Annotated in this window: 14 protein-coding genes; 3 read left to right on the top strand and 11 right to left on the bottom strand. The window is 70.6% G+C overall.

What is annotated here, in order from left to right:
* Positions 1-8 precede the first annotated feature (8 nt).
* Complete coding sequence (locus HUA74_RS29245) at positions 9-1,868, bottom strand: hypothetical protein (protein WP_141646952.1); 1,860 nt, start codon at positions 1,866-1,868, stop codon at positions 9-11.
* Between the two features lie 44 nt (positions 1,869-1,912).
* On the opposite strand from HUA74_RS29245, the gene HUA74_RS29240 reads away from it, so the two are divergent.
* Positions 1,913-3,472 carry a bifunctional UDP-sugar hydrolase/5'-nucleotidase gene (locus HUA74_RS29240; protein WP_141646951.1) on the top strand — a complete coding sequence of 520 codons (1,560 nt, stop codon included), beginning with the start codon at positions 1,913-1,915 and terminating at the stop codon, positions 3,470-3,472.
* Positions 3,473-3,550: 78 nt separating this feature from the next.
* Here HUA74_RS29240 and HUA74_RS29235 read toward each other — a convergent pair whose 3' ends face one another.
* The gene (locus HUA74_RS29235) at positions 3,551-5,005 is read right to left on the bottom strand and encodes a DUF1570 domain-containing protein (RefSeq protein WP_254614349.1); all 1,455 of its coding nucleotides are present in this window, start codon (positions 5,003-5,005) and stop codon (positions 3,551-3,553) included.
* A 132-nt stretch (positions 5,006-5,137) separates the two neighbouring features.
* Here HUA74_RS29235 and HUA74_RS29230 point away from each other — a divergent pair, with 132 nt between their 5' ends.
* Both HUA74_RS29230 and HUA74_RS29225 read left to right on the top strand, forming a co-directional pair.
* Complete coding sequence (locus HUA74_RS29230; protein WP_141646950.1) at positions 5,138-6,154, top strand: stage II sporulation protein M; 1,017 nt, start codon at positions 5,138-5,140, stop codon at positions 6,152-6,154.
* Between the two features lie 91 nt (positions 6,155-6,245).
* On the top strand, positions 6,246-6,695 hold the full coding sequence (locus HUA74_RS29225) for an inorganic diphosphatase (RefSeq protein WP_141646949.1): 450 nt from the start codon (positions 6,246-6,248) through the stop codon (positions 6,693-6,695).
* Here the strand turns inward: HUA74_RS29225 and HUA74_RS29220 are convergent.
* The 9 genes from HUA74_RS29220 to HUA74_RS29180 form a co-directional block, all read right to left on the bottom strand.
* Positions 6,652-7,194, bottom strand: coding sequence for a GNAT family N-acetyltransferase (locus tag HUA74_RS29220; protein ID WP_174457179.1), 543 nt, complete (start codon positions 7,192-7,194; stop codon positions 6,652-6,654). The two genes, HUA74_RS29225 and HUA74_RS29220, sit on opposite strands and share 44 nt — an antisense overlap.
* An 11-nt stretch (positions 7,195-7,205) precedes the next feature.
* Complete coding sequence (locus HUA74_RS29215; protein ID WP_141646947.1) at positions 7,206-8,513, bottom strand: DUF58 domain-containing protein; 1,308 nt, start codon at positions 8,511-8,513, stop codon at positions 7,206-7,208.
* Entirely contained in the window at positions 8,510-9,508 is a 999-nt protein-coding gene (locus tag HUA74_RS29210) for a MoxR family ATPase (protein WP_141646946.1), read from the bottom strand. Before HUA74_RS29210 ends, HUA74_RS29215 begins: the two co-directional genes overlap by 4 nt.
* Positions 9,505-10,788 (bottom strand): DUF4350 domain-containing protein, encoded by a 1,284-nt coding sequence (locus tag HUA74_RS29205; RefSeq protein WP_174457178.1) that lies wholly within the window; start codon positions 10,786-10,788, stop codon positions 9,505-9,507. Before HUA74_RS29205 ends, HUA74_RS29210 begins: the two co-directional genes overlap by 4 nt.
* The gene (locus tag HUA74_RS29200; RefSeq protein ID WP_174457177.1) at positions 10,781-12,673 is read right to left on the bottom strand and encodes a DUF4129 domain-containing protein; all 1,893 of its coding nucleotides are present in this window, start codon (positions 12,671-12,673) and stop codon (positions 10,781-10,783) included. The genes HUA74_RS29205 and HUA74_RS29200 overlap by 8 nt, the downstream gene beginning before the upstream one ends.
* 3 nt (positions 12,674-12,676) lie before the next feature.
* Positions 12,677-12,946: a hypothetical protein gene (locus tag HUA74_RS29195; RefSeq protein WP_141646943.1), complete on the bottom strand. Its 270-nt coding sequence runs from the start codon at positions 12,944-12,946 to the stop codon at positions 12,677-12,679.
* 63 nt (positions 12,947-13,009) lie between these two features.
* On the bottom strand, positions 13,010-14,584 hold the full coding sequence (gene rho, locus HUA74_RS29190) for a transcription termination factor Rho (protein ID WP_141646942.1): 1,575 nt from the start codon (positions 14,582-14,584) through the stop codon (positions 13,010-13,012).
* Between the two features lie 257 nt (positions 14,585-14,841).
* Positions 14,842-17,322 carry a signal peptide peptidase SppA gene (sppA, locus tag HUA74_RS29185; protein ID WP_174457176.1) on the bottom strand — a complete coding sequence of 827 codons (2,481 nt, stop codon included), beginning with the start codon at positions 17,320-17,322 and terminating at the stop codon, positions 14,842-14,844.
* A 48-nt stretch (positions 17,323-17,370) separates the two neighbouring features.
* Complete coding sequence (locus tag HUA74_RS29180; protein ID WP_174457175.1) at positions 17,371-18,582, bottom strand: PEGA domain-containing protein; 1,212 nt, start codon at positions 18,580-18,582, stop codon at positions 17,371-17,373.
* Positions 18,583-18,598 lie beyond the last annotated feature (16 nt).

Below are 18,598 nucleotides of genomic sequence, written 5' to 3'. Positions count from 1 at the left end.
CGCGGGGCTCAGCTCGAGCGGATGGTTTCCTCCAGCGGTCCGGGGACGCGGGGGCTCGAACCCGTGCCCTGTCCTTCACGGGCGCGTCTGGCGCTCTCCTCCCGGAGGATGTGCGCGGACGCCACGGGGATGAGGGGACGCACGAAGAACTTCAGCGGTGCGAACGAACCCACGAAGCGCACCACCGTCAGTCCCGCATAGGCCCACGGATGGCGCTCCACCGTGGCCACCGGCACGAAGACCTCCGTCGAGCGCCGGGTCCACATCGCGCCATAGCGTTGCAGCACATTCCACCGCAGCCCGGGCACGCGGGTGGTGAGGAAGGTCCACGCGCGCAGGAACCAGGGAGGCCGCTGGCCCGCCATCGGCTCCCAGGCCTGGGCGCTCTTGGCCGCGGTGAACACCATCAGCCACCACGCGCCCCACAACGAGGTGATGGTGGTGATCAGCGGACTGCTGAGCCCCAGGCAGAAGAAGGGCGAGACAACGAAGGCCGCCGCCGGCACGCCGACCGCGAACAGAATCATCGCCCTGACCCGGCGCCGCACCTTCTTGCGCATCCACTGCACGTTGAGGCGGATGTGCGGCGTGATGGCGTCGTCTTCAGGCTCCACGCGCGTCAGGAGGCTCGCCTCCCGGGAGATGACGTCGTGGTAGTCGCGCGACAACGCGATGATGACCCACTGGGCAAGCTGCATCGCCGCGAACAACGCTATCCAGAAGGGGATGCCGACCACGGAGAAGCCCTTGAACGTCGGCCCCGTGGAGCCCTTGTCTTCAGCTTCGGGATGAGGCTTGCGCGGCGACTTCCCGGGCTCGGACTTGACCTTGCCTGCCTTCGAGGAATCGCCCTCGGGCTTCTTGGGCCTGGGCTGCACGCTGGACGCATCCGAAGAAGCACTGGAGACGGCTTCGGCCACCAGGGCCATCACCGCGTCCGAGACCGCCGTGCCCGCATCCGGGTTGTTCGCGGCGGCCTCGATGTCGCGAAGCCGTCGCTCGATGTTCATCGCGAGGCGGGCTTCCGGGTCCTCTTCGTCCGCCGTGGCCCGCGACGGTTCCCGTGGGCTTTTGTCTTTGTCGGAAGTCGGAGCCGCGTCCGTGTTCTTGCCCTGGACGGTGGGTTCCCGTTGCCTGGCAGGCGCGGCCGAGACGTCGGCGGCAAGCTCCGAGGGCGTCTCGCCGTCCTTCGCGTCTCGTTCCGGAGGACCGGCATCGTTCGTGTCCACCTTCCCGGCCTGAACCTGGGGAACTTCGTCGGCGCCCGGCGCGAGGGCGACGGCATCCGGGTCGGCGGGGTCCTCGGCCTCGCCCGCTTCTTCGTCCTGGGCGTCTGAATCCAGCTCCGCCGCCGTGGCGCGAGCCGTGTCCGCCGGGGCCTCGCCGTTCCGACGCTGCTTGCGAAGCTCGCGGGCGGCCGCCCGTTCCGCCTTCCTCGCGTTCTGCTCGGCCACCACCGACGCGACCTTCTTGAGCGCCGACGACACCTCGGCGGCGACGGCTTCGTCCTGGGAATCCTCCACCGCATTGGCGGCCTTGTTCGCCGAGCCCATGCACGTCAGGGACAGCGCCAGGGCGACCACGGTCTGCATCAGCCCCACGCGCAGGTACTGACGGCGCGCCACCGGGTCTCCCAGCAGGGCCCGGGCAATATGAAACGGAAGGCTCAGTCCATGGATGAACTGTCTCAGCCGGCCCCGAGGAACGACCTCCGAGCCCTGTTCCTGGAAGTGCACGGCGCCTTTTTGCAGTTCTTCCCAGAAATGCTGGGCCAGCACGCGGCCAGTCTGGTTCTTTCCGCTCGCGGCGTCCTGCTGCTGCTCCCCTCGTGGTGAGGGTGGGCCCTTGGGGTCCTGTTCATCTGACACGCCAGTCACCGTATCACGTCCCGAGTTGTGCTAAACGGCGCGCTGTGAGCTCGAACCCCTGCTACCGCCCCCGTCCCTCCCGCCAGTCGCGCCTTTCCGGCGTGCTGGTTCTCGCGCTCGGCGCCCTGGCCGGCTGCGAGAAGAGCAGTCCTCCCCCTTCCGCCCCCGTCGCCGAGCAGCCTGCTCCCGCGCCGGCGAAGCCCGCGGTGCCCAGTGAGGTGACGTTGCTCGTCACCGGTGGCACCTTCGGTCAGCTTCAGCCGGTCGATGGCAAGGGTGGCGCCGCCGAGTTGCTTGGTCACTGGGTCAATGACGAGAAGCACTGTCCCGGCCCCATCAAGGATGGCCAGGCGACCTGCGCCGACTCCGGCACCCTGGCGCTCGCCACGGGCGACCACTGGAACGGGCCGGCCCTGTCGTCCTTCTTCCTGGGTGCCCCCACCGCCGAGGTCATGGGCCGCATGGGTTATGCCGCCTCCGCCATGGGCAACCATGAGCTGGCGTTCGGCAAGGACGTCTTCCTCAAGAACCGCGCCTCCGGTGGCTTCCCGTTCCTCGCCGCCAACCTCCGCGTGAAGGACCCGGCGCTCGCGGGCGACCTGTCCCTGCCCGCGTTCCAGGTGTTCGAGCGTCGGGGCCTGAAGGTTGGCGTCGTGGGTCTCGCCTCGGAGAAGACGGTGCGCACGGCGATGGCTGGCCGCGCCGAGGGCCTGGAAGTCACGGGCTACGAGGAGGCGCTCAACAGCGCCATCCCCGAGGCCCGCAAGGCCGGCGCCGACACGGTCGTCGTCGTGGCCGACACGTGCGTCACGGAGCTGCAGCCCATCGTGGCCAAGCACCCTGAATGGAAGCTGTCCGTCGTCGCCGGTGGCCGCTGCCCGCAGCAGGTCTACTCGAAGGAGAACGGCGTCATCTTCGCGTCGCTGGACCGTGGCTTCGCCAAGTACCTGCGCGCGCAGATTTCGTTCGACCCGGCCAAGCCCGCCGGCGAGAAGGTCACCAACATCGAGGGCAAGCTCGTCGATGTGGCCGGGGGCACGCCGGACGCGGAGACCGCGCAGCTGGTCGCCAAGTGGAAGGCGCAGCTCGACGAGGTGCTGGGCCAGCAGATTGGCTTCACCAAGACGGGCATCACCCAGGCCTCTCCGCAGATGGCGAAGTGGATTGGCGGCGCGGTGCGCGAGTCGCTCGGTACGGACGGGGCCATCCTCAACAAGGGCGGCATCCGTGGCGACCTGCCGGCCGGTCCGGTGACGCGCGGCAGCATCTACTCGGTGATGCCGTTCGAGAACTCGCTGCTCGTCGTGAAGCTCAAGGGCGAGGACCTGGCCAAGCAGCTGGCCAACCCCAACGCCCTGGTCTCCGGTTTCACCGCCGCCGGGAAGAACAAGTTCAAGGACGCCAAGGGCAAGGCCCTGGACCCGGCGAAGGAGTACTCCGTCGCCACGGTGGAGTACCTGTACTTCGGCGGTGACGGCTTCGAGTTCGAGAAGCTCGCCCCCGAGCCCACCGAGACGGGCATGGCCTGGCAGACGCCGGTGGTGGATTGGACCAAGCAGCTGGAGTCCAGCGAGAAGAAGCCGCTGGAGAAGCAGCTGAAGTAACCCGCGCTCACGCGTGAGGTTCTCGAGGCGCCGGTCGGGTCCCCTTCCAGGGCTCACCGGCGCTTCGTCGTTCCGGCGCTACTCGCCTCCGGACGGAGACGTCGACGCGGCGGGAGAGGCTCCACACACCGCCTCGTAGCGAGCCAGGGTGTCGTGCACCGTCTGGCGCAGCCGCTCCGGCGTGCCTTCGTAGAGCACCTCCACCGCGAGCTGCTGCGTGGCGAGCGCCTCCTGGCAGCGGCCCAACTGGAAGAGGATGGTGGAGTAGGTGTCGAGCACGCTGGCGTTACCGGGCGCCAGCGCGACGGCCCGCTGCGCCGCCCCCAGTCCCTTCTCCGGCTGCGCGGTACGTGCGTAGTAGCGGGCCAGTCCGTTCTGCGTGCCCACGCTGTCGGGCACCAGCTCCGCGGCGCGCAGGCGGGCGGCTTCCTGCTCCTCGGTGGCGTAGCCCGCGGCATCCAGCGCCTGGGCGAGCGCGTCCCACGCGAGGCCGCTCTCCGGCCTGCGGCTCACCAGGTCCCGCGCGAAGCCGAGCTGCTGGTCCGGGTCCCCCATGGAGCGGATGCGCAGGAGCGCCACCGTGAGGTTGCCCGGGTCCTCCTTCAGCGCCTGCGCCATTTCCCACTCGGCTTTTTCCTGGCGAGCGTCGGCGGGCGCGGCGCCGGGTGTCAGGAGGATGAGGCGCGCGCGGACCGCGTGCACCTCAGCGGGGTCCAGGAGTCGGGTGTGGATGTCGCTCGACACGGGCAACAGCGGCGCGGTGATGCGCGGGTAGTGGACGTGTCGTCCGCCGTGGGCGTAGGCGTGGACCTGGCCCGCGATATCCTTCACGCCCCGGAAGGACTCGTCCCAGGCGCTCCTAGGCTCCTCGCCGCGCATGAGGCGCTTCTGGAAGCGCTCGAAGCGCTCGGAGTGCTGGCTGATGAAGAAGTGAACCCAGAGCCACGCGGAGGCGTAGTACTGCCGCGACTCCGCGCTGCTCATCAGCCCCCGCCGGTCCCACTCCCACAGCTCGTCGAGCGTGCGCCAGCCACTGCGTTTGACGTGGTCGAGGAACGGCGCGTGGAGCGCTCCGAGGATGACCTCCCGTCGCTCCGGCCTCAGGGTGATGGTCTCCAGATAGGTCGCCAGCCCCTCGGACAGCCAGCGCGGCTGTCGCACCAGGGCGAACTGCGAGAGGTAGTGCGTCAGCTCGTGCGCCTGCGTGGAGATGTCCGCGGCGTCCTCGCTGAGCGCGTAGCTGTTTCCCGCCATCACCAGCAGCGGGCCCTCGGACGTGGTCGCGGAGAAGCCCTCGATGCCGACGTTGGTGAACTCCGACAGCTCCCGGCGGTTTCGCAGGACGATGACCTCCACCGTTCCCGGCGGGTCGAAGCTGCCGCCCCACGCCTGGAGCAATCCCTGCCGCAGCATCTCCAGCTCGCGCGCCGCGTCCTCGGCCGTGTCCGTGTCCAGGTCGGTACGGATGCTGAAGTGGGGGCTGCGCACTTCCACCCAGGGACGGCCGCCCTCCAGGGGACACAGCGCTCGCATGGAGCTGCATCCCGATAAACAGGCCAAGAGCCATCCCAGGAACGCCAGCCGACACGTCATCCCCCTGTTTTCCCACAACCGGCGCCCGTAGGGCAGGGTGGGCGTACGGCCCTCCTGGGCTAGACTGTCGTCATGGAGATGGCGGAGTTCATCGAGTCGCGTCGACCTCGGTGGGAGAAGCTCGAGAAGCTTTTGGACCAGTCCGAGGTCCGCGGCCTGCGCGGCCTGAGCCTCGATGACGCGCGAACGCTCGGAAAGCTGTACCGCGCCGTGTCGAGCGACCTGCTCTGGGTGAGGGCCCGCAGTGGCTCGGCCGACGTCAGTGCGTACCTGAATGACCTGGTGGGGCGGGCCTATGCGCTCACCTATCCGGGGCGCCGCCCCCGGTTGGCGGACGTCTGGGGTTTCGTGGCGCGAGGCTTTCCCGCGCTCCTGCGCCGCGAGTGGCGCATGTACGTGGCGGCGGTGCTGCTCTTCCTGGCCGGCGTGGGCTTCGGCTACTTGGGGATGATGGTGGACCCGGATGCGGCGCACTACCTGGTGCCCGCCGAGCACCTGGACATGGACCCCGTGCAGCGCGCCGCCAACGAGGCCGCGGGTGACGGAATGTCGGCGGGCCAGCAGGCGCACTTCTCCTCGTTCCTCTTCACCCACAACATCCAGGTGGCCTTCCTGTGCTTCGCGCTGGGCGTGACGCTGGGGCTGGGCACCGCGGTGATGTTGTTCGTCAACGGCCTGTTCCTGGGCGCGCTCGCGCACGTGTACGCGGCGAAGGGGATGGCCGGCTGGTTCTGGGCCTGGATTCTCCCCCACGGCATCCCTGAGATAACGGCCATCTGCATCGCGGGTGCGGCGGGCCTCGTCATCGCGCGCGGCCTGGTGGCCCCCAAGGGACTGCCACGAGGGCAGGCCCTGCGCGCCGAGGCCGTGACGGCGGTGAAGCTCCTGTTCGGGACGCTGGTGCTGTTCGTCCTCGCGGGCTTCATCGAAGGCACGGTGTCGCAGATTCATCCGCCCAAGCTGTCGGTGGCCTTCAAAGTCACGTTCGCGCTCGTGGTGGGCAGCGGCGTCTATTCGTACCTGCTGTCGGACTGGCTGCGAGGTTCGCGCTCGGACGACGCGCGGCTGGACGCTCCTCGGGCGTCCTGACGGGCTCCCCGACTCGCGGCGCGCGTCTGTCGCTCGACAGGGGAGGGCGAGGCTCCACGCGCCCTGTCCCCGCCCGTGCTACACGGGACTCGTGTCCGAGCCGCTGCTCCTGCCCCTGCTTCCGCGCGAACCCGAGGTCGTCATCGAGTGCCCGCGCTTCTCGTTCGTGAAGCGACGCGCGGACGGCTCGGTGGACTTCGTGGCGCCGCTGCCGTGTCCGTACAACTACGGCAGCATCCCCGGGCTGATGTCGGACGATGGAGACCCGCTCGACGCGGTGGTGCTGGGCGCTCGGTTGCCTCGAGGCCAGCGCGTGCGTGTGCCCGTGGTGGCGGTGCTGGGCTTCATCGATTCGGGGCGCGGTGACCCGAAGGTGATTTGCAGCCTGGGCGAGTTGAGCGACACGGAGCGGCTCGGTCTGGAGTCGTTCTTCCGCGTCTACGCCTTCTTCAAGCGCGGCCTGCACCTGGTGCGGGGCAACGTGACGGACACGCGCTTCACGGGGTGGCTGCCGGTGACGTCAGCGTCTTTCGCATCCTGAGCACGCGGTAGTTCAGCTCGCCCTGCCGCATCGGGCCCACCCACTCCTCGTCCTCGAAGCCCATGCGGCGCCAGAAGCGCAGCGCCGCGGTGTTCGGCTCGGAGACTCCGACGCGCAGCACGTGCATGCCCTCGGAGCGCAGCCAGTCCTCGTAGCCGTGGAGCAGCGCCGCGCCGAGACCCAGCCCGCGCACGTGGGGCGCGAGCAACATCAGTCCCAGGTATGCCTCCCCGGGCTTTCGATAGCCCTGGAGTCCTTCGAGGACGCCCACCCACTGGCCCGAGGCGTCGCGCACCGCGATGAGATGGCCCGCCTCGGAGGGCACTCCAGGAGGGCGTTCGAGGGGGAGCTGCCGTCCCTCGTCCGGGCGCGCGGGGCGGCCGAAGCACAACTGGAAGAAGTCCTCACAGTGTTCCAGGAGCGGCTGGAACCGCTCGGCTTCGGGGTCCTCGATTCGCTCGGCGGTGAAGGAGCCCTGGGCCTGGAAGAGGGGGCGCATGGTGCCAGCCGCTACAGCACGCCCCGGGCCTTGATGTCGAGGTAGCGGTTGACGGCCGCGAGGCTCAAGTCATCCGGTTGAACATCCAGCATCTGCACGCCGCCCTGACTCACCCGCGCCTTGAGCACCTCTCGGTCCGCGAGCAGCTCCGAGGCGACGGCGTGCTGGAAGGACTCCTCCGGCCCGGGCGGTGGCGTGCGCAGGAGCTTCTGGAGCGCGGTGTCCTTCACCGATAGGCAGAGGGGCACATGGCGCCGCGCGAGCCGGTGCAGCGGGGCCACCATGGTGGAGGCCTGCTCCTCGTCGAGGAAGTCGGTGAAGACGCACAGCAGGCTGCGCCGGGTGAGGCGGACGTTCAGCTCCTTGAAGAGGGCCAGGTAGTCCACGTACGTGAGGCTGGGTGTCGTGGAGTACAGCGCATCGACCATCTTCCGGTACTGGCCACGTCCGGCCGCTGGGGGCAGGTAGGTCTTCACGCCGTCCGCGAAGACGGCCAGGCCCACCCGGTCTCCGTTGCGCACGGCGACGAAGGCCAGGAAGAGCGCGGCGTTCACCGCGTGGTCCAGCTTGGTGAGGCCGTCCACCTGCGCGGCCATGGAGCGACCCGCGTCCACGCAGATGAGGATGGACTGTGAGCGCTCCGACTCCAGCACGCGCGTCACCGGCTTGCCCCGGCGGGCGGTGGCCTTCCAGTCCACGTCGCGCGCGCTGTCTCCCTGGGCATAGTCGCGCAGGCGAGCGAACTCGCTGCCCCGGCCATCCCGGCGCAGCTGCCGCAGGCCCAGGTTCACCAGGTCCAACGCGGCTCCGGACAGCAACAGCCGGTTGGCGCCACGCAGGTCCGGGTACACGGAGATGGCTTGCGCGGCGGGGAACACGCGCTCATGGGACACGAGGCCCAGCGGGCCCTGGACTCGCGCGTACACGTCCCCGAAGTCGAAGCGCCCGCGCTTCGCCGGCGTCACCCGGTACACCCAGCGCGTCTCGCTGTCCGCTTGGAGTTCCAGCGGGGCTTCCTCGGGCGTGGCGGTGAAGGACTCCGGCACGCCGTCCTTGAGGCGCACGCGCACCGTGCGACCGCCTCGGTGCACCACGCGCAGCTCGACCTTGTTGGGCACGCCGACGTTGAGCCGCTGCGGCAGCACGCGCCGCACCTCCAGCTTCGCCGAGCGGGCGCTGAAGAAGTCCAGCAGGGCCAGCGCCAGGGCCAGCGCATCCAGGGCGACCACGGCGCCGCCCAGGCCGGGAAAGAAACCCGCGGCCATCATGGGCAGGGCCAGGAGCGCGAGCAGCCCCCAGAGGCGCCCGGTGGGAATCACCGGGGGACCTCCACGGCCTGCACCACCTCGCGCAGCACGTCCGACGGCGTGGCGCCATCCAGCTCCGCGTCCGGCGATAGCAGCAGACGGTGCTTCAGCACGGGGCCGGCGAGGAAGCGCACGTCATCCGGCGTGACGAAGTTGCGTCCGCGCAGGGCCGCCAGGGCCTTGGCCGCGAGCAGCAGATGCACACCCGCGCGAGGACCCGCGCCCAGCCGGATGCGACCGGAGGCGCGCGTCGCCGACACCAGCTTGCGGATGTAGCTGAGCACCGGCGGCTCCACGTTGACCTCGTTGAGCGCGGCACGCGCGGCCAGCAGGCCCTCTTTCGTCACCGCGGCGCTCACGCCCGCGCGCGCCAGGTCTCCCGAGTCGAAGCCCCGGTGCACCGACGCCAGAATCGCGTCCTCTTCCTCCGGTGCGGGGTAGCCCACGTCGATCTTCAGGAGGAAGCGGTCCAACTGCGCCTCGGGCAACGGGTACGTGCCCTCCGACTCCACCGGGTTCTGCGTGGCGAACACCGTGAAGAGGGGCGACAGCGGCAGGTTGCGGCCCTCCAGCGACACGCCGCGCTCCTGCATGGCCTCCAGCAGCGCGGACTGCGTCTTGGCCGGGGCGCGGTTGATTTCGTCCGTCAGCAGCAGGTCCGTGAAGATGGGACCGCGCACCAGCACGAAGCCCTGCGTCTTCAGGTCGAACACGCTGGTGCCCAGGATGTCCGCCGGCATCAGGTCCGGGGTGAACTGGATGCGCTTGAAGTCGGAGCTGATGCTCCGGGCCAGCGCCTTGGCCATCAGCGTCTTGGCCACGCCGGGCACACCCTCCAGCAGCACGTGGCCGCCAGCGATGAGGCCGCAGAGCATCAGCTCCAGCACCTCGTCCTGGCCCACGACGGCCTTGCGCACCTCGCGCAGCACGCCCTCGCGGATGGCGTGGGCGGCCTGCACGGCGGAGCCAGTGGGCACGAGGGTGGAGGCGGGGTCATTCGCGTTCATGGGGTTCCGGGAGTGCTGCGCCGGGCGGAGCCGGCGGAGTGAAGGCGTTGGCGCAGGCCCGCCGCACGGGCCGCGAGCTGCTGGAGGTCGGAGTCGTTGGCCGCGGTCTCGGCGCGGGCGGCCACGTCATTCAGGCCGCGCGCCAGGTCCTCGCGTCCGCGCTCCTTCAGCGCGTCCGAGACGGCGGTGTGCGTGGCGTGCGCGGGCAGCCCCGCATGCAGGGCCAGCTCCTGGGTGAGTCCACGCGAGACGAGCTTCGCGGCGAAGGCGTGGTGCCGCCCCTCGCGATACAGCCGCGCCATGGCGAACAGGGCATCGGTGGCGCCCACGCGAGCGGACTCGGGAGGAGGACGCGGGGGGCCAAAGCGCTTGAGCGCCACGGACCACAGCGCCACGCCGACGAGCAACTGGAGCACCGCGAACTGCAGCCCATAGCGCCGCGCGAAGTCCACCACCGAGCGCTCGTTGGTGAAGCCGTGATGGAACTCGTCGAACTCGTAGGGGCCCGGGCCCAGCGCGCGCAGGGAGGACAGCCAGAACTGCGCGTTGTCCGCGCGCGCCAGCGCCCCATTCATGGCCAGCTCCGGCGCGCCCACCACCAGCACCCGGCCCTGGCCGTGAGGCACCACCGCGGCCACCATGCGTCCCAGCCGCTCGTCCTCGAGCACGGGGACGGCGTTCTCCGGCAGCTCCAGATAGGCCTGCACCTTCACCTCCACCCGCTCCACGCCCAGCGTGTACGGGGAGGGGAAGGGCGGCACCAGCGTGCGCATGGGCAGCGTCGTGTCCGCCTTGGTGAGCTTCACCCCCAGGGCATCCAGCAGCGGGTTCTCCCGCGAGCCCCAGGGGACGTAGACCACCGTGCCGCCCGCCACCACGCGCTCCAGGAGCTCCGTCACCTCGCGGTCGTCCAGGTGGCTGGCGCGAAAGGCATTGAAGCCGACGCGCGGCACGTGCTCGTCGCCCAGGCCCGCATCGGGCTCGGCGGCGAGCTGTGTCTGCTCCAGGTCATCCTCGCGCGAGCCCTCCACCTCCACCGCCAGCAGCACCGGCGTCGAGGTGTCCGCGCCGGTGATGCGCAGGTCCGCCATGCGGCGGGTCACCGGCAGGCCGCTCTCCTCGGCCAGCAGGAACAGGGCGCGCGCGCCGTCTTCGTGCGCGCGATAGGTGGACAGGGTGTCGGCGAACTCGCCGCGCTTCGCGCCCTTCACGAGCAGCGAGCCGAGCACCGCGGTGAGCACCAGCCCGCCCACCACCAGCAAGGGAAAGCGGTCACGCACCGGCGGCCTCCAACGTGGCGGGCGCGGCCAGCATGGGCGCGGTGAGCGAGCGGAACTCCTGGTAGCCCGACTGGCCCACCGGGGTGTTGCCGTACCAGGCGAAGTCGAAGCGCAGCGTCAGCTCACGGAAGCGGGGCTTCCACTCGGTGCGCCCCTTGAACTGGCTCAGGTAGTCCCAGTTCGACAGCGTCACGTCGTAGAGAATGGCGCCGTCGCGATGCAGCCGGGACAGCAGCGCCAGGTAGAGGCTGCGCACCGCCTCACGGTACTCCCCGCGCGCCGCCAGCTCGTCCGCCAACTGGGCCCAGCCCTCCGGCGGGCGTGACAGCGCGTGCGCCGGGTCTCCCGCGAGCGTCGTGGCATCCAGCGTGGAGACCTCCAGGCCCGCCTCCCGGTGGCTCGGACGGGATTTGCGCAGGGCCCGCATCAGCACCACGCCCAACACCACCACCGTGAGCGCCACCAGCATCACCACCAGGACATTGGCCACGGCGCCGCCGGTGACGGCGGGGGGCGCGACGTCCACCGGGGCGGGGGCCTCGTCGCGCTTGAAGAATTCCTTGAGCCACTCGCCCAGCTTGTCGATGAAGCGGCGCCACCAGCCCGGAGGCTCCGGGGGCGGCGTGGGCTCCTTGGTCTCTTCGTCTCGGGGCGGCGCCACGGCGAACTCCGGCCGCGCGAGGATGTCGCGTGCCCGCGCCGAGGCGACACGTGCGTCCGCCTTCTCCTGCGCCTCCACCGTCGACGTGGCATGCGTCAGGCCCCGCTCCAGCGCGGCCAGGGCCGACTCGCAGTCCTCGTTGTCGTACGCCTGCCGCTCCACCGCGCGCACCAGCCGGTCCAGCTTGCCGCGCTCACCGGGGCCCAGGGCGCCCATGCGCTCGAAGCGAGGGTCGCTGGCGGTGTCCTCGCCCTCGCAGGCCTGTGCCACCTGGCCCAGCCGCCGCGCCGCATCGCGCCCGGAGGTGACGGGAGGACGCGGCGCCACTTCGTCCGCCCGGGCGGGGCTTCCGACGAGCAGTCCCAGTCCCAGCGCCACCGCGAGCACGGCCGCGCTGCGCGGGCCGAGCGGCTTGCCGGAGTCTCGCGTCGGGAGCTGCTGCGCGGCCGCCATCAGGTCGAGCCCCTCCTGCCTCACCCGGCCATCCACCAGCAGCAGCGTGGCGGTGGCGGCGCGCACCGGCTCGAAGAGGGCGAACGTCGTGGCCACGAGGAACAGGAGCCAGGGCGCGTTGTCCAGCGAGGCGAAGCGCTCCGCGAAGGTCAGGTCGATGCCCAGGAGCTTCCGGGCCAGCATCAGCAGGAAGTTGAACGCGATGTGCAGGTTGAAGAAGACCAGGACCTGCACGCTCATGAGGATGCGGACCATCGTCGCGGTGCCACGCGCCGGGCCCAACAGCCGCGAGCAGTGCCCATACAGCCCCAGCACGCTCCCCCGGCCCTGCATCACCGCCGCGTAGCCCACGCTCGCCGAGGAGAACACGACGTAGGCCACGCCCAGGCCGAACAACAGGGCCATGCCGTCGAAGACGAAGAGGTAGCCCACCGCGACGCAGAGCGAGGGCAGGCGCCCCAACGCGGCCTTCAGCGAGTCCCACGTCGAGGGCTCGCCTTGACCCTCCAGGAGCCGGGCCTGGATGTGGTGACACGCGGCGCCCTGGCACACGCCTCGGAGGAACCACGCCAGCGTGAGCGCCAGCGTGGGCAGCACCAGCGGGCGTCCCAGTCGCACCGCCTCCGCCAGGTACAGCATGGCGGCGACGACGGCCGCGCCGCCGGGCAGGGTGAGGGCCCAGACGCCCGTGCTCCGGGCGCACAGGCGCAGCGCCGCGTCCATCAGCGAGACGGCGTTGCGCGGGCGCAGCTCAAGCGCGGAGACGGCCATGGGCTAGCTCGCCACCACGGAGGCGACCAGATAGATGCCGCCCCAGACGAGGAAGAGCCCCACCAGCGCGAGCATCCCGTTGCCCACCGTCCACTCACGCCGCTCACCCGGGCCCTCCAGCGCCTTGAGGCGCCGGCCCAGACAGCTCGCGCAGCGGTTGATGCCCTCGAACTGCGTGGTGCATTCCCGGCAGATGACCCGCCGGCACTCCACGCAGATACCGAGGCCGGCGCGCTCCGGGTGGTAGTGGCAGCGGCCCGAGCCCTGAATCATGCCGCCACCTTACGCAAACCCGGGCCCGCCACACCACCCCCGCGCGCTGTCTCGGAGCTCGGCTTAGAGCTCGTCCAGGAACTCGTCGTTGTAGGTGTACCGCGACAGCCGCTTGACGAGCGCTTCCATGGCCTCCACCGGCTTCACCGCGTGGAGCATCTGCCGCAGCTTCTTCACCTTCTCGTACTCGCGCAGGGTGAAGAGCTTCTCCTCCTTGCGCGTGCCGGACTGGGCGATGTTCACCGCGGGGAAGACGCGCTTCTCCGCGAGCAGGCGGTCAAGCGTGACTTCCGAGTTACCGGTGCCCTTGAACTCCTCGAAGATGACCTCGTCCATGCGGCTGCCGGTGTCGATGAGCGCCGTGCCGATGATGGTCAGCGAGCCCGCCTCTTCCGTGGCGCGCGCGGCGCCGAAGATGCGCTTGGGGCGCTCCAGCGCGCGGCTGTCCACGCCGCCGGACATGGTGCGGCCGGAGTTGTCGATCTCCTTGTTGTAGGCGCGCGCCAGACGGGTGATGGAGTCCAGGAGGATGACCACGTCCTTGCCGTTCTCCACCAGCCGGCGGGCGCGCTCCAGCGCCAGCTCCGCCACCTTGAGGTGGTCGGCGGTGGGCCGGTCCGAGCTGGAGGCGACGACCTCCGCCTTGATGCTGCGGCGCATGTCCGTCACTTCCTCGGGCCGCTCGTCGATGAGCAGCACCATGACGTGCGCCTCCGGGTGATTGGAGATGACGGCCTGGGCGATGCGCTGGAGCATGATCGTCTTGCCCGTCTTCGGCGGGGCGACGATGAGCGCGCGCTGGCCCTTGCCGATGGGAGACACGAGGTCCAACACCCGCGTCACCATCTCCTTGTGGCCGCACTCCAGCTTGAGCCGCTCGGTGGGGTCCACCGACGTCAGGTCCGCGAAGTGCGGCAGCCGGGGCGCGCCTTCCAGCGGGCGGCCGTCCACCGTGTCGACCTTCTGGATGATGCCCTTGTGGCCGCGCATCTGCGCGAAGGCCGTCAGGTACTGGCCCTGTCGCAGGCGCAGCTTCTGCACCAGGTTCTTGGGCAGCTCCGGGTCGTCCGGCGCCGCCAGGAGGTTTCGCTTCACCTGCCGCAGGAAGGCGTTGGGGCCCTTGGCCTCCGTGTCCAGCACGCCCTCCACGGGCGCCAGGTTCGACTGCTGCGCCGCCTGGCCCTGCTGACCACCGCCGTGGTGCTGGCGCGAGTGCTGCTGGCCGCCACCGTGCCCGCCGCCCTGCGGCTGCTGCTGACCCTGCTGGGGCTGCTGCGGGCCCTGCTGCTGCTGGGCCTGACGCTGCTTGTGCTGCTCCAGCTCCTGCGGCGTCAGGAAGACCTGGACCTGCTGCCCGTCCGGGCCCGGCTGCATCCGGTACGCCTGGCCATCCGGCGTGAAGAGCACCTGCGCGCCACGACGACGACGGCGCCGACGACGGCGGCGTCCACCGGGCTGGCCGGGTTGTCCGCCGGGGCCACCACTGGCCGAGGCGCCACCGCCTTCGCCCTCGTCTCCACCCTCGTCGTCGCCTTCATCGCCGCCATCGTCGTCCGCTTCGGGAGGAGGGACAGGACGGGCGGCCGCGGGCGGCGGCGGGGTATCACGTGGATCGCGGTTATCGGAGTTTTCGCTCATGAGGTTTCCAGACCGTGTGCGCCCCACACGGGCCATCCCGAGGGGAGGGCGGGGGGACGCAGGGTGACTCAGGCTGTGGGACAGGGAGCCGGGCGCGGGGCCCTGAGACACGGAAGGCCGAACCGCCGGTCCCTGGAGCACCCTGGCGGCCCGAAAGCCGACCAGCGTGCATGAGGAACACTAACAGAGGACGCCCGGCGCGCTCCCGGTTTTTTCGCCCGGTGTTGGCGGGCGGACCCCGCCCCGCCGTGCCGTCGTCAGCGAACGGTGAGGGTGAAGGGCATCATCGCCTTCATCCCCGGGCGCAGGAGCTCCAGGTTCACCCCCGCGTCGCGCGCCAGCTGTCGCAAGGCGGCGGGGAAGGGCTCGGAAGGCGCCGGGAGCAGGGCAAGGGCCGCTTGCACGCCCGGCTCCCCGCCCATGCTGGAGAAGAAGCCGCGCGCCTCGCCCATCAACACCAGGTCCAGCTCCTCGGCCTGGGGGACGCCCGCGTGTTTGCGAGCGGACTCCACCGCGTCATGCAGGCCGCCCAGCCGGTCCACCAGTCCCCGGGCGAGCGCGTCGGTGCCGCTCCACACCCGGCCTCGGGCGATGGTATCCACCTCCGCCTTGTCCTTCTTGCGCGCGCGGGCCACCTCGGTGATGAACATGTCGTAGGACGCGTCCACCCACTGTTGCACCGCCGTCTGCTGCTCCGGCGTCCAGGGCTGCCAGGTGTCGAAGACGTCCGCCATGGGAGAGCGGCTCAGCGTCTCCTGGCTGATGCCCAGCTTTTCGCCGAGCAGGCCCTGTAGCGCGGGCTTGATGTAGAAGACGCCGATGCTGCCGGTAATCGTCGTGGGCAGCGCCAGCATCTCCGTGGCGCCCATGGCCGCGTAGTAGCCGCCGGACGCCGCCATGTCGCCCATGGAGGCGATGACGGGCTTCACCTTCGCCGCGTCCAGCACCGCCTGGTACATGAGATAGGAGGCCAGCACCTCGCCGCCGCCCGAGTCCACGCGCAGGACGATGGCGACGACGGACGGGTCCGACTTCGCCGACTCCAGCGCGCGCACCACCGTCTCCGCGCCGGCGATGCGGCTGAAGCCCAGCGGGTCCTCGCGGCTCTTGCCTCCGGCGATGGTGCCCAGCACCGGCACCACGGCGATGCGGCGACGCTTGCCCCAGCGGTCCTCGCGCTCGTCGCGAGGCGCGTACGCCGCGCTGAAGCGGGCCCGAGGCGCCATCTCCCGCACCTTCCCGTCCAGCTCCGCGGGGTGGATGATGGCGTCCACGAAGCCCAGCTCCTGGGCCCGCTTCGGCGTGGGCAGGCCCGCGGCCCACAGCTCGCGCAGCTTCTCCACCGGCACCTTGCGCGACTCCGTCACCGCGCGCTCGTACCAGCTCACCTCGTTGTCCAGGTACGCGCCCACTGCCTCGCGCGACGCGTCGCTCGGCTCGCTGAGGGTGAGCTGCTCGGGGGCCGTCTTGTACTTGCCCACGCGCGCCACGTCCCACTTCACCCCGAGCTTGTCCATCGTCCCGCCGAAGGTCTGCAGGTGCGCGGCCAGGCCGTTGATGTGCAGGAAGGACTCCGGCACCGCGTAGATGCGCTCCGCCGCCGTCGCCACGAAGTAGCCCATGTCATCCACTGACAGCAGCACCGCCATCACCCGCTTGCCGGACGCGCGCAGCCGCAGCACCGCCTGTCGCAGCTCCTCCGCCTTGCCCCAGTCCACCCCCGGCAGGCCCTCCATCTTCAGCACCACGCCCGACAACCGCTCGTCCTTCGCGGCCAGGTCCAGCCAGCGCGACAGCCGCAGGAACGGGTCCGCCTCGCTCACGCCGAGCACCGCCAGGAGCGGACTGCCTCCGCTGGCCAGCACGTCGTTCAAGTCGAGCATCGTGACGACGCCCCCGGGCGGACGCAGCGAGCGATAGCTCTCCGAAGACAGGCGCACACCCAGGACATGGTCCGTGCCGTCCTCGCCGCCGCCCGCCGCGTACGTGACGCCGATGTGGCCGGTGTCCACCGTCGCCGCCAGCTGGAGCGCCAGCGGTACGCCGCTGACGAAGCCGTGCGACACGCCTCCGCCCAGCCGCAGCCCCGGAATCACCTCCGCCTGGAGCGTGTACGTCGCCTGACCCTGGCGGAAGGCCCCCTCGGAGAAGAGCCAGTCGATGCCCAGCGTGAAGCGCTCGTCCAGCGGGCGCAGGCCCAGGCCGAAGTCGTACTTGCGTTTGACCTCCAGGCTCCCCTCGGTGGGCGCGTTGAGGTCCTTCACCACCGCCGCCAGCGACAGGGCGCGCACGGGGCGGGCGGTGAGGCCCACGTCGAACGTGTCCAGCGCGTCGATGTCGTCATCGTCGGAGCTGAAGCCGTGCCAGGAGCCGCCCAGTTGCAGAGTGGGCGAGCCCAGAGACAGGCCCAGCGACGTGCGCCGGTAGTCCGGCTCGTGACGCCCGCGAATCCACTCCATGGACGCGCCCAGGCCCAGGCCCAGGAGCTGCGCGCCCAGGAAGACGCCGTCCGCGACGCTGTCCCGCTCCAGGTTGCGCTCGTGCAGGTAGAACAGCTGCCCGGAGCGGACGAAGCCCAACCCGGCCGGGTTGAGCGACAGGGCGGTGGCCTCGTCCACCAGGGCCGCGCCAGTGGGCGGCAGCGTCATCCCCCGCGTGGGGACGGGGGCCTGGACGATGGTGCTCGTCTGAGCGAGCGCGAGCGACGGGAGCAGCAGCAGGAGGGCGAGCAGGCGCATACGCGCCAGGACTCTAGGCCGCGCCCGCCCGAGGACAAGCGCCGCGTGTCACCAGTCCTCGGTTCCGGACACCCCGTCGAGCGGGTCATCCACCTTCTTCTTCTTTTTCTCCTCGGAGCGGGTGCGTCCGCCGCGGTCCTCCGCGCCCCAGTCCTCGGTGCCGCCCCGGTTGTCGAGCGGGTCGGAGCTGCGCACCACCTTCTCGCCGCCACCCTCGCTGGTGTTCACCATCTGATTCACCATGCGCTCCATCTCCTGCTTGAGCTGACCGAACTCGTCGCCCTGGAGCACCACGCGGCGGCTTCCGAGCTTCTTGCCGTTGCGCAAGTCGTAATAGCCCAGGATGAGCTCGGAGCCCTCGCCCGAGGCCTTCACCGTGCCCACCATGGCGCGCTCCAGGCCCATGGACTTGCCCAGCCCCGCCACGCCGTTGGCCTGGGGGATGCCACGCGACACTTCGCTGGCCACGCGGTCCAGCTGCGCGTCGTAGGCCTTGTACGAGGCGGTGGGTACCAGCTCCGTGCTCACCTCCACGTCGTCCGGCGTCACCTCCATGAGCTGGCCGAACTGGCGGAAGCCCGGCCGTTCGATGCGCAACAGATGCTTGCCCACCGCCAGCGCGGGAATCGTCACCGGCGTGTGGCCGGCCAGTTCACCATCCACGTAGACACGGGCGCCGGCGGGCCGCGACTTCACCGTGGCGCTTCCGCGCAGCTGGGACGTGCGGCCGGTGGCCACCTGCACGCGCAGGGCGATGAAGTCCCGGCTGAAGCGCTTGGGGTTGAGTTCGAAGGTCGGCGAGACGGCGATGAGGTCGATGAGGACGAGCTTCGCCTCCTCCACGTCGCCGCGCAGGTGCAGGAGCGCCGCGTACAGCGCCAGCGACTCGCACAGGGGCGAGCAACCCCGCATGGACGACGGCGCGCCGTTGAGCTCCTTGAGGGTGGCGCGGACCTTCGCCTCCGCCTCGTCGTACTCCTTCTTGTCGAAGGCGGCGGCGCTCTCCGAGTACCCCTTGCGGGCACGCTCGAGCGCGGACTGGGCGGCGGGGTCTCCGGGCAGGCCGAAGAGCTCCTCGGGTTTGCGCACGGTGAAGCCGGAGAAGTTCCCCAGCGCCTCGTTCATGTAGCCCTCCATCTGGACCGCGGTGGCCTCGGAGGCCGGGTCCATGGGGACGAGGAGGCTGGAGACACGCCGGGCCGGGGCGGGGGACGCCGCCAGGGCGAGCGAGGGAAGCAGGGCGAGGACGAGGGCTCTCATGGGGTAACCTCTGAAA

The sequence above is a fragment of the Myxococcus sp. CA051A genome (genome assembly GCF_013336705.1).
Classification (GTDB): Bacteria; Myxococcota; Myxococcia; order Myxococcales; family Myxococcaceae; genus Myxococcus; species Myxococcus llanfairpwllgwyngyllgogerychwyrndrobwllllantysiliogogogochensis.
The sequence above is the reverse complement of the archived record's forward strand: the minus strand, read 5'-3'. Positions and strand labels throughout refer to the sequence as shown.

What these genes read in the sequence shown, in the direction of transcription:
- HUA74_RS29235 (WP_254614349.1), bottom strand. Translation starts at nt 5,005, where the DNA reads ATGCGAGCGCTGTGTCCCCTGGAGGGCGGCCGTCCCTGGGTGGAAGTG.
- HUA74_RS29230 (WP_141646950.1), top strand. Translation starts at nt 5,138, where the DNA reads ATGGAGATGGCGGAGTTCATCGAGTCGCGTCGACCTCGGTGGGAGAAG.
- HUA74_RS29220 (WP_174457179.1), bottom strand. Translation starts at nt 7,194, where the DNA reads ATGCGCCCCCTCTTCCAGGCCCAGGGCTCCTTCACCGCCGAGCGAATC.
- HUA74_RS29210 (WP_141646946.1), bottom strand. Translation starts at nt 9,508, where the DNA reads ATGAACGCGAATGACCCCGCCTCCACCCTCGTGCCCACTGGCTCCGCC.
- HUA74_RS29200 (WP_174457177.1), bottom strand. Translation starts at nt 12,673, where the DNA reads ATGGCCGTCTCCGCGCTTGAGCTGCGCCCGCGCAACGCCGTCTCGCTG.
- HUA74_RS29195 (WP_141646943.1), bottom strand. Translation starts at nt 12,946, where the DNA reads ATGATTCAGGGCTCGGGCCGCTGCCACTACCACCCGGAGCGCGCCGGC.
- rho (WP_141646942.1), bottom strand. Translation starts at nt 14,584, where the DNA reads ATGAGCGAAAACTCCGATAACCGCGATCCACGTGATACCCCGCCGCCG.
- sppA (WP_174457176.1), bottom strand. Translation starts at nt 17,322, where the DNA reads ATGCGCCTGCTCGCCCTCCTGCTGCTGCTCCCGTCGCTCGCGCTCGCT.
- HUA74_RS29180 (WP_174457175.1), bottom strand. Translation starts at nt 18,582, where the DNA reads ATGAGAGCCCTCGTCCTCGCCCTGCTTCCCTCGCTCGCCCTGGCGGCG.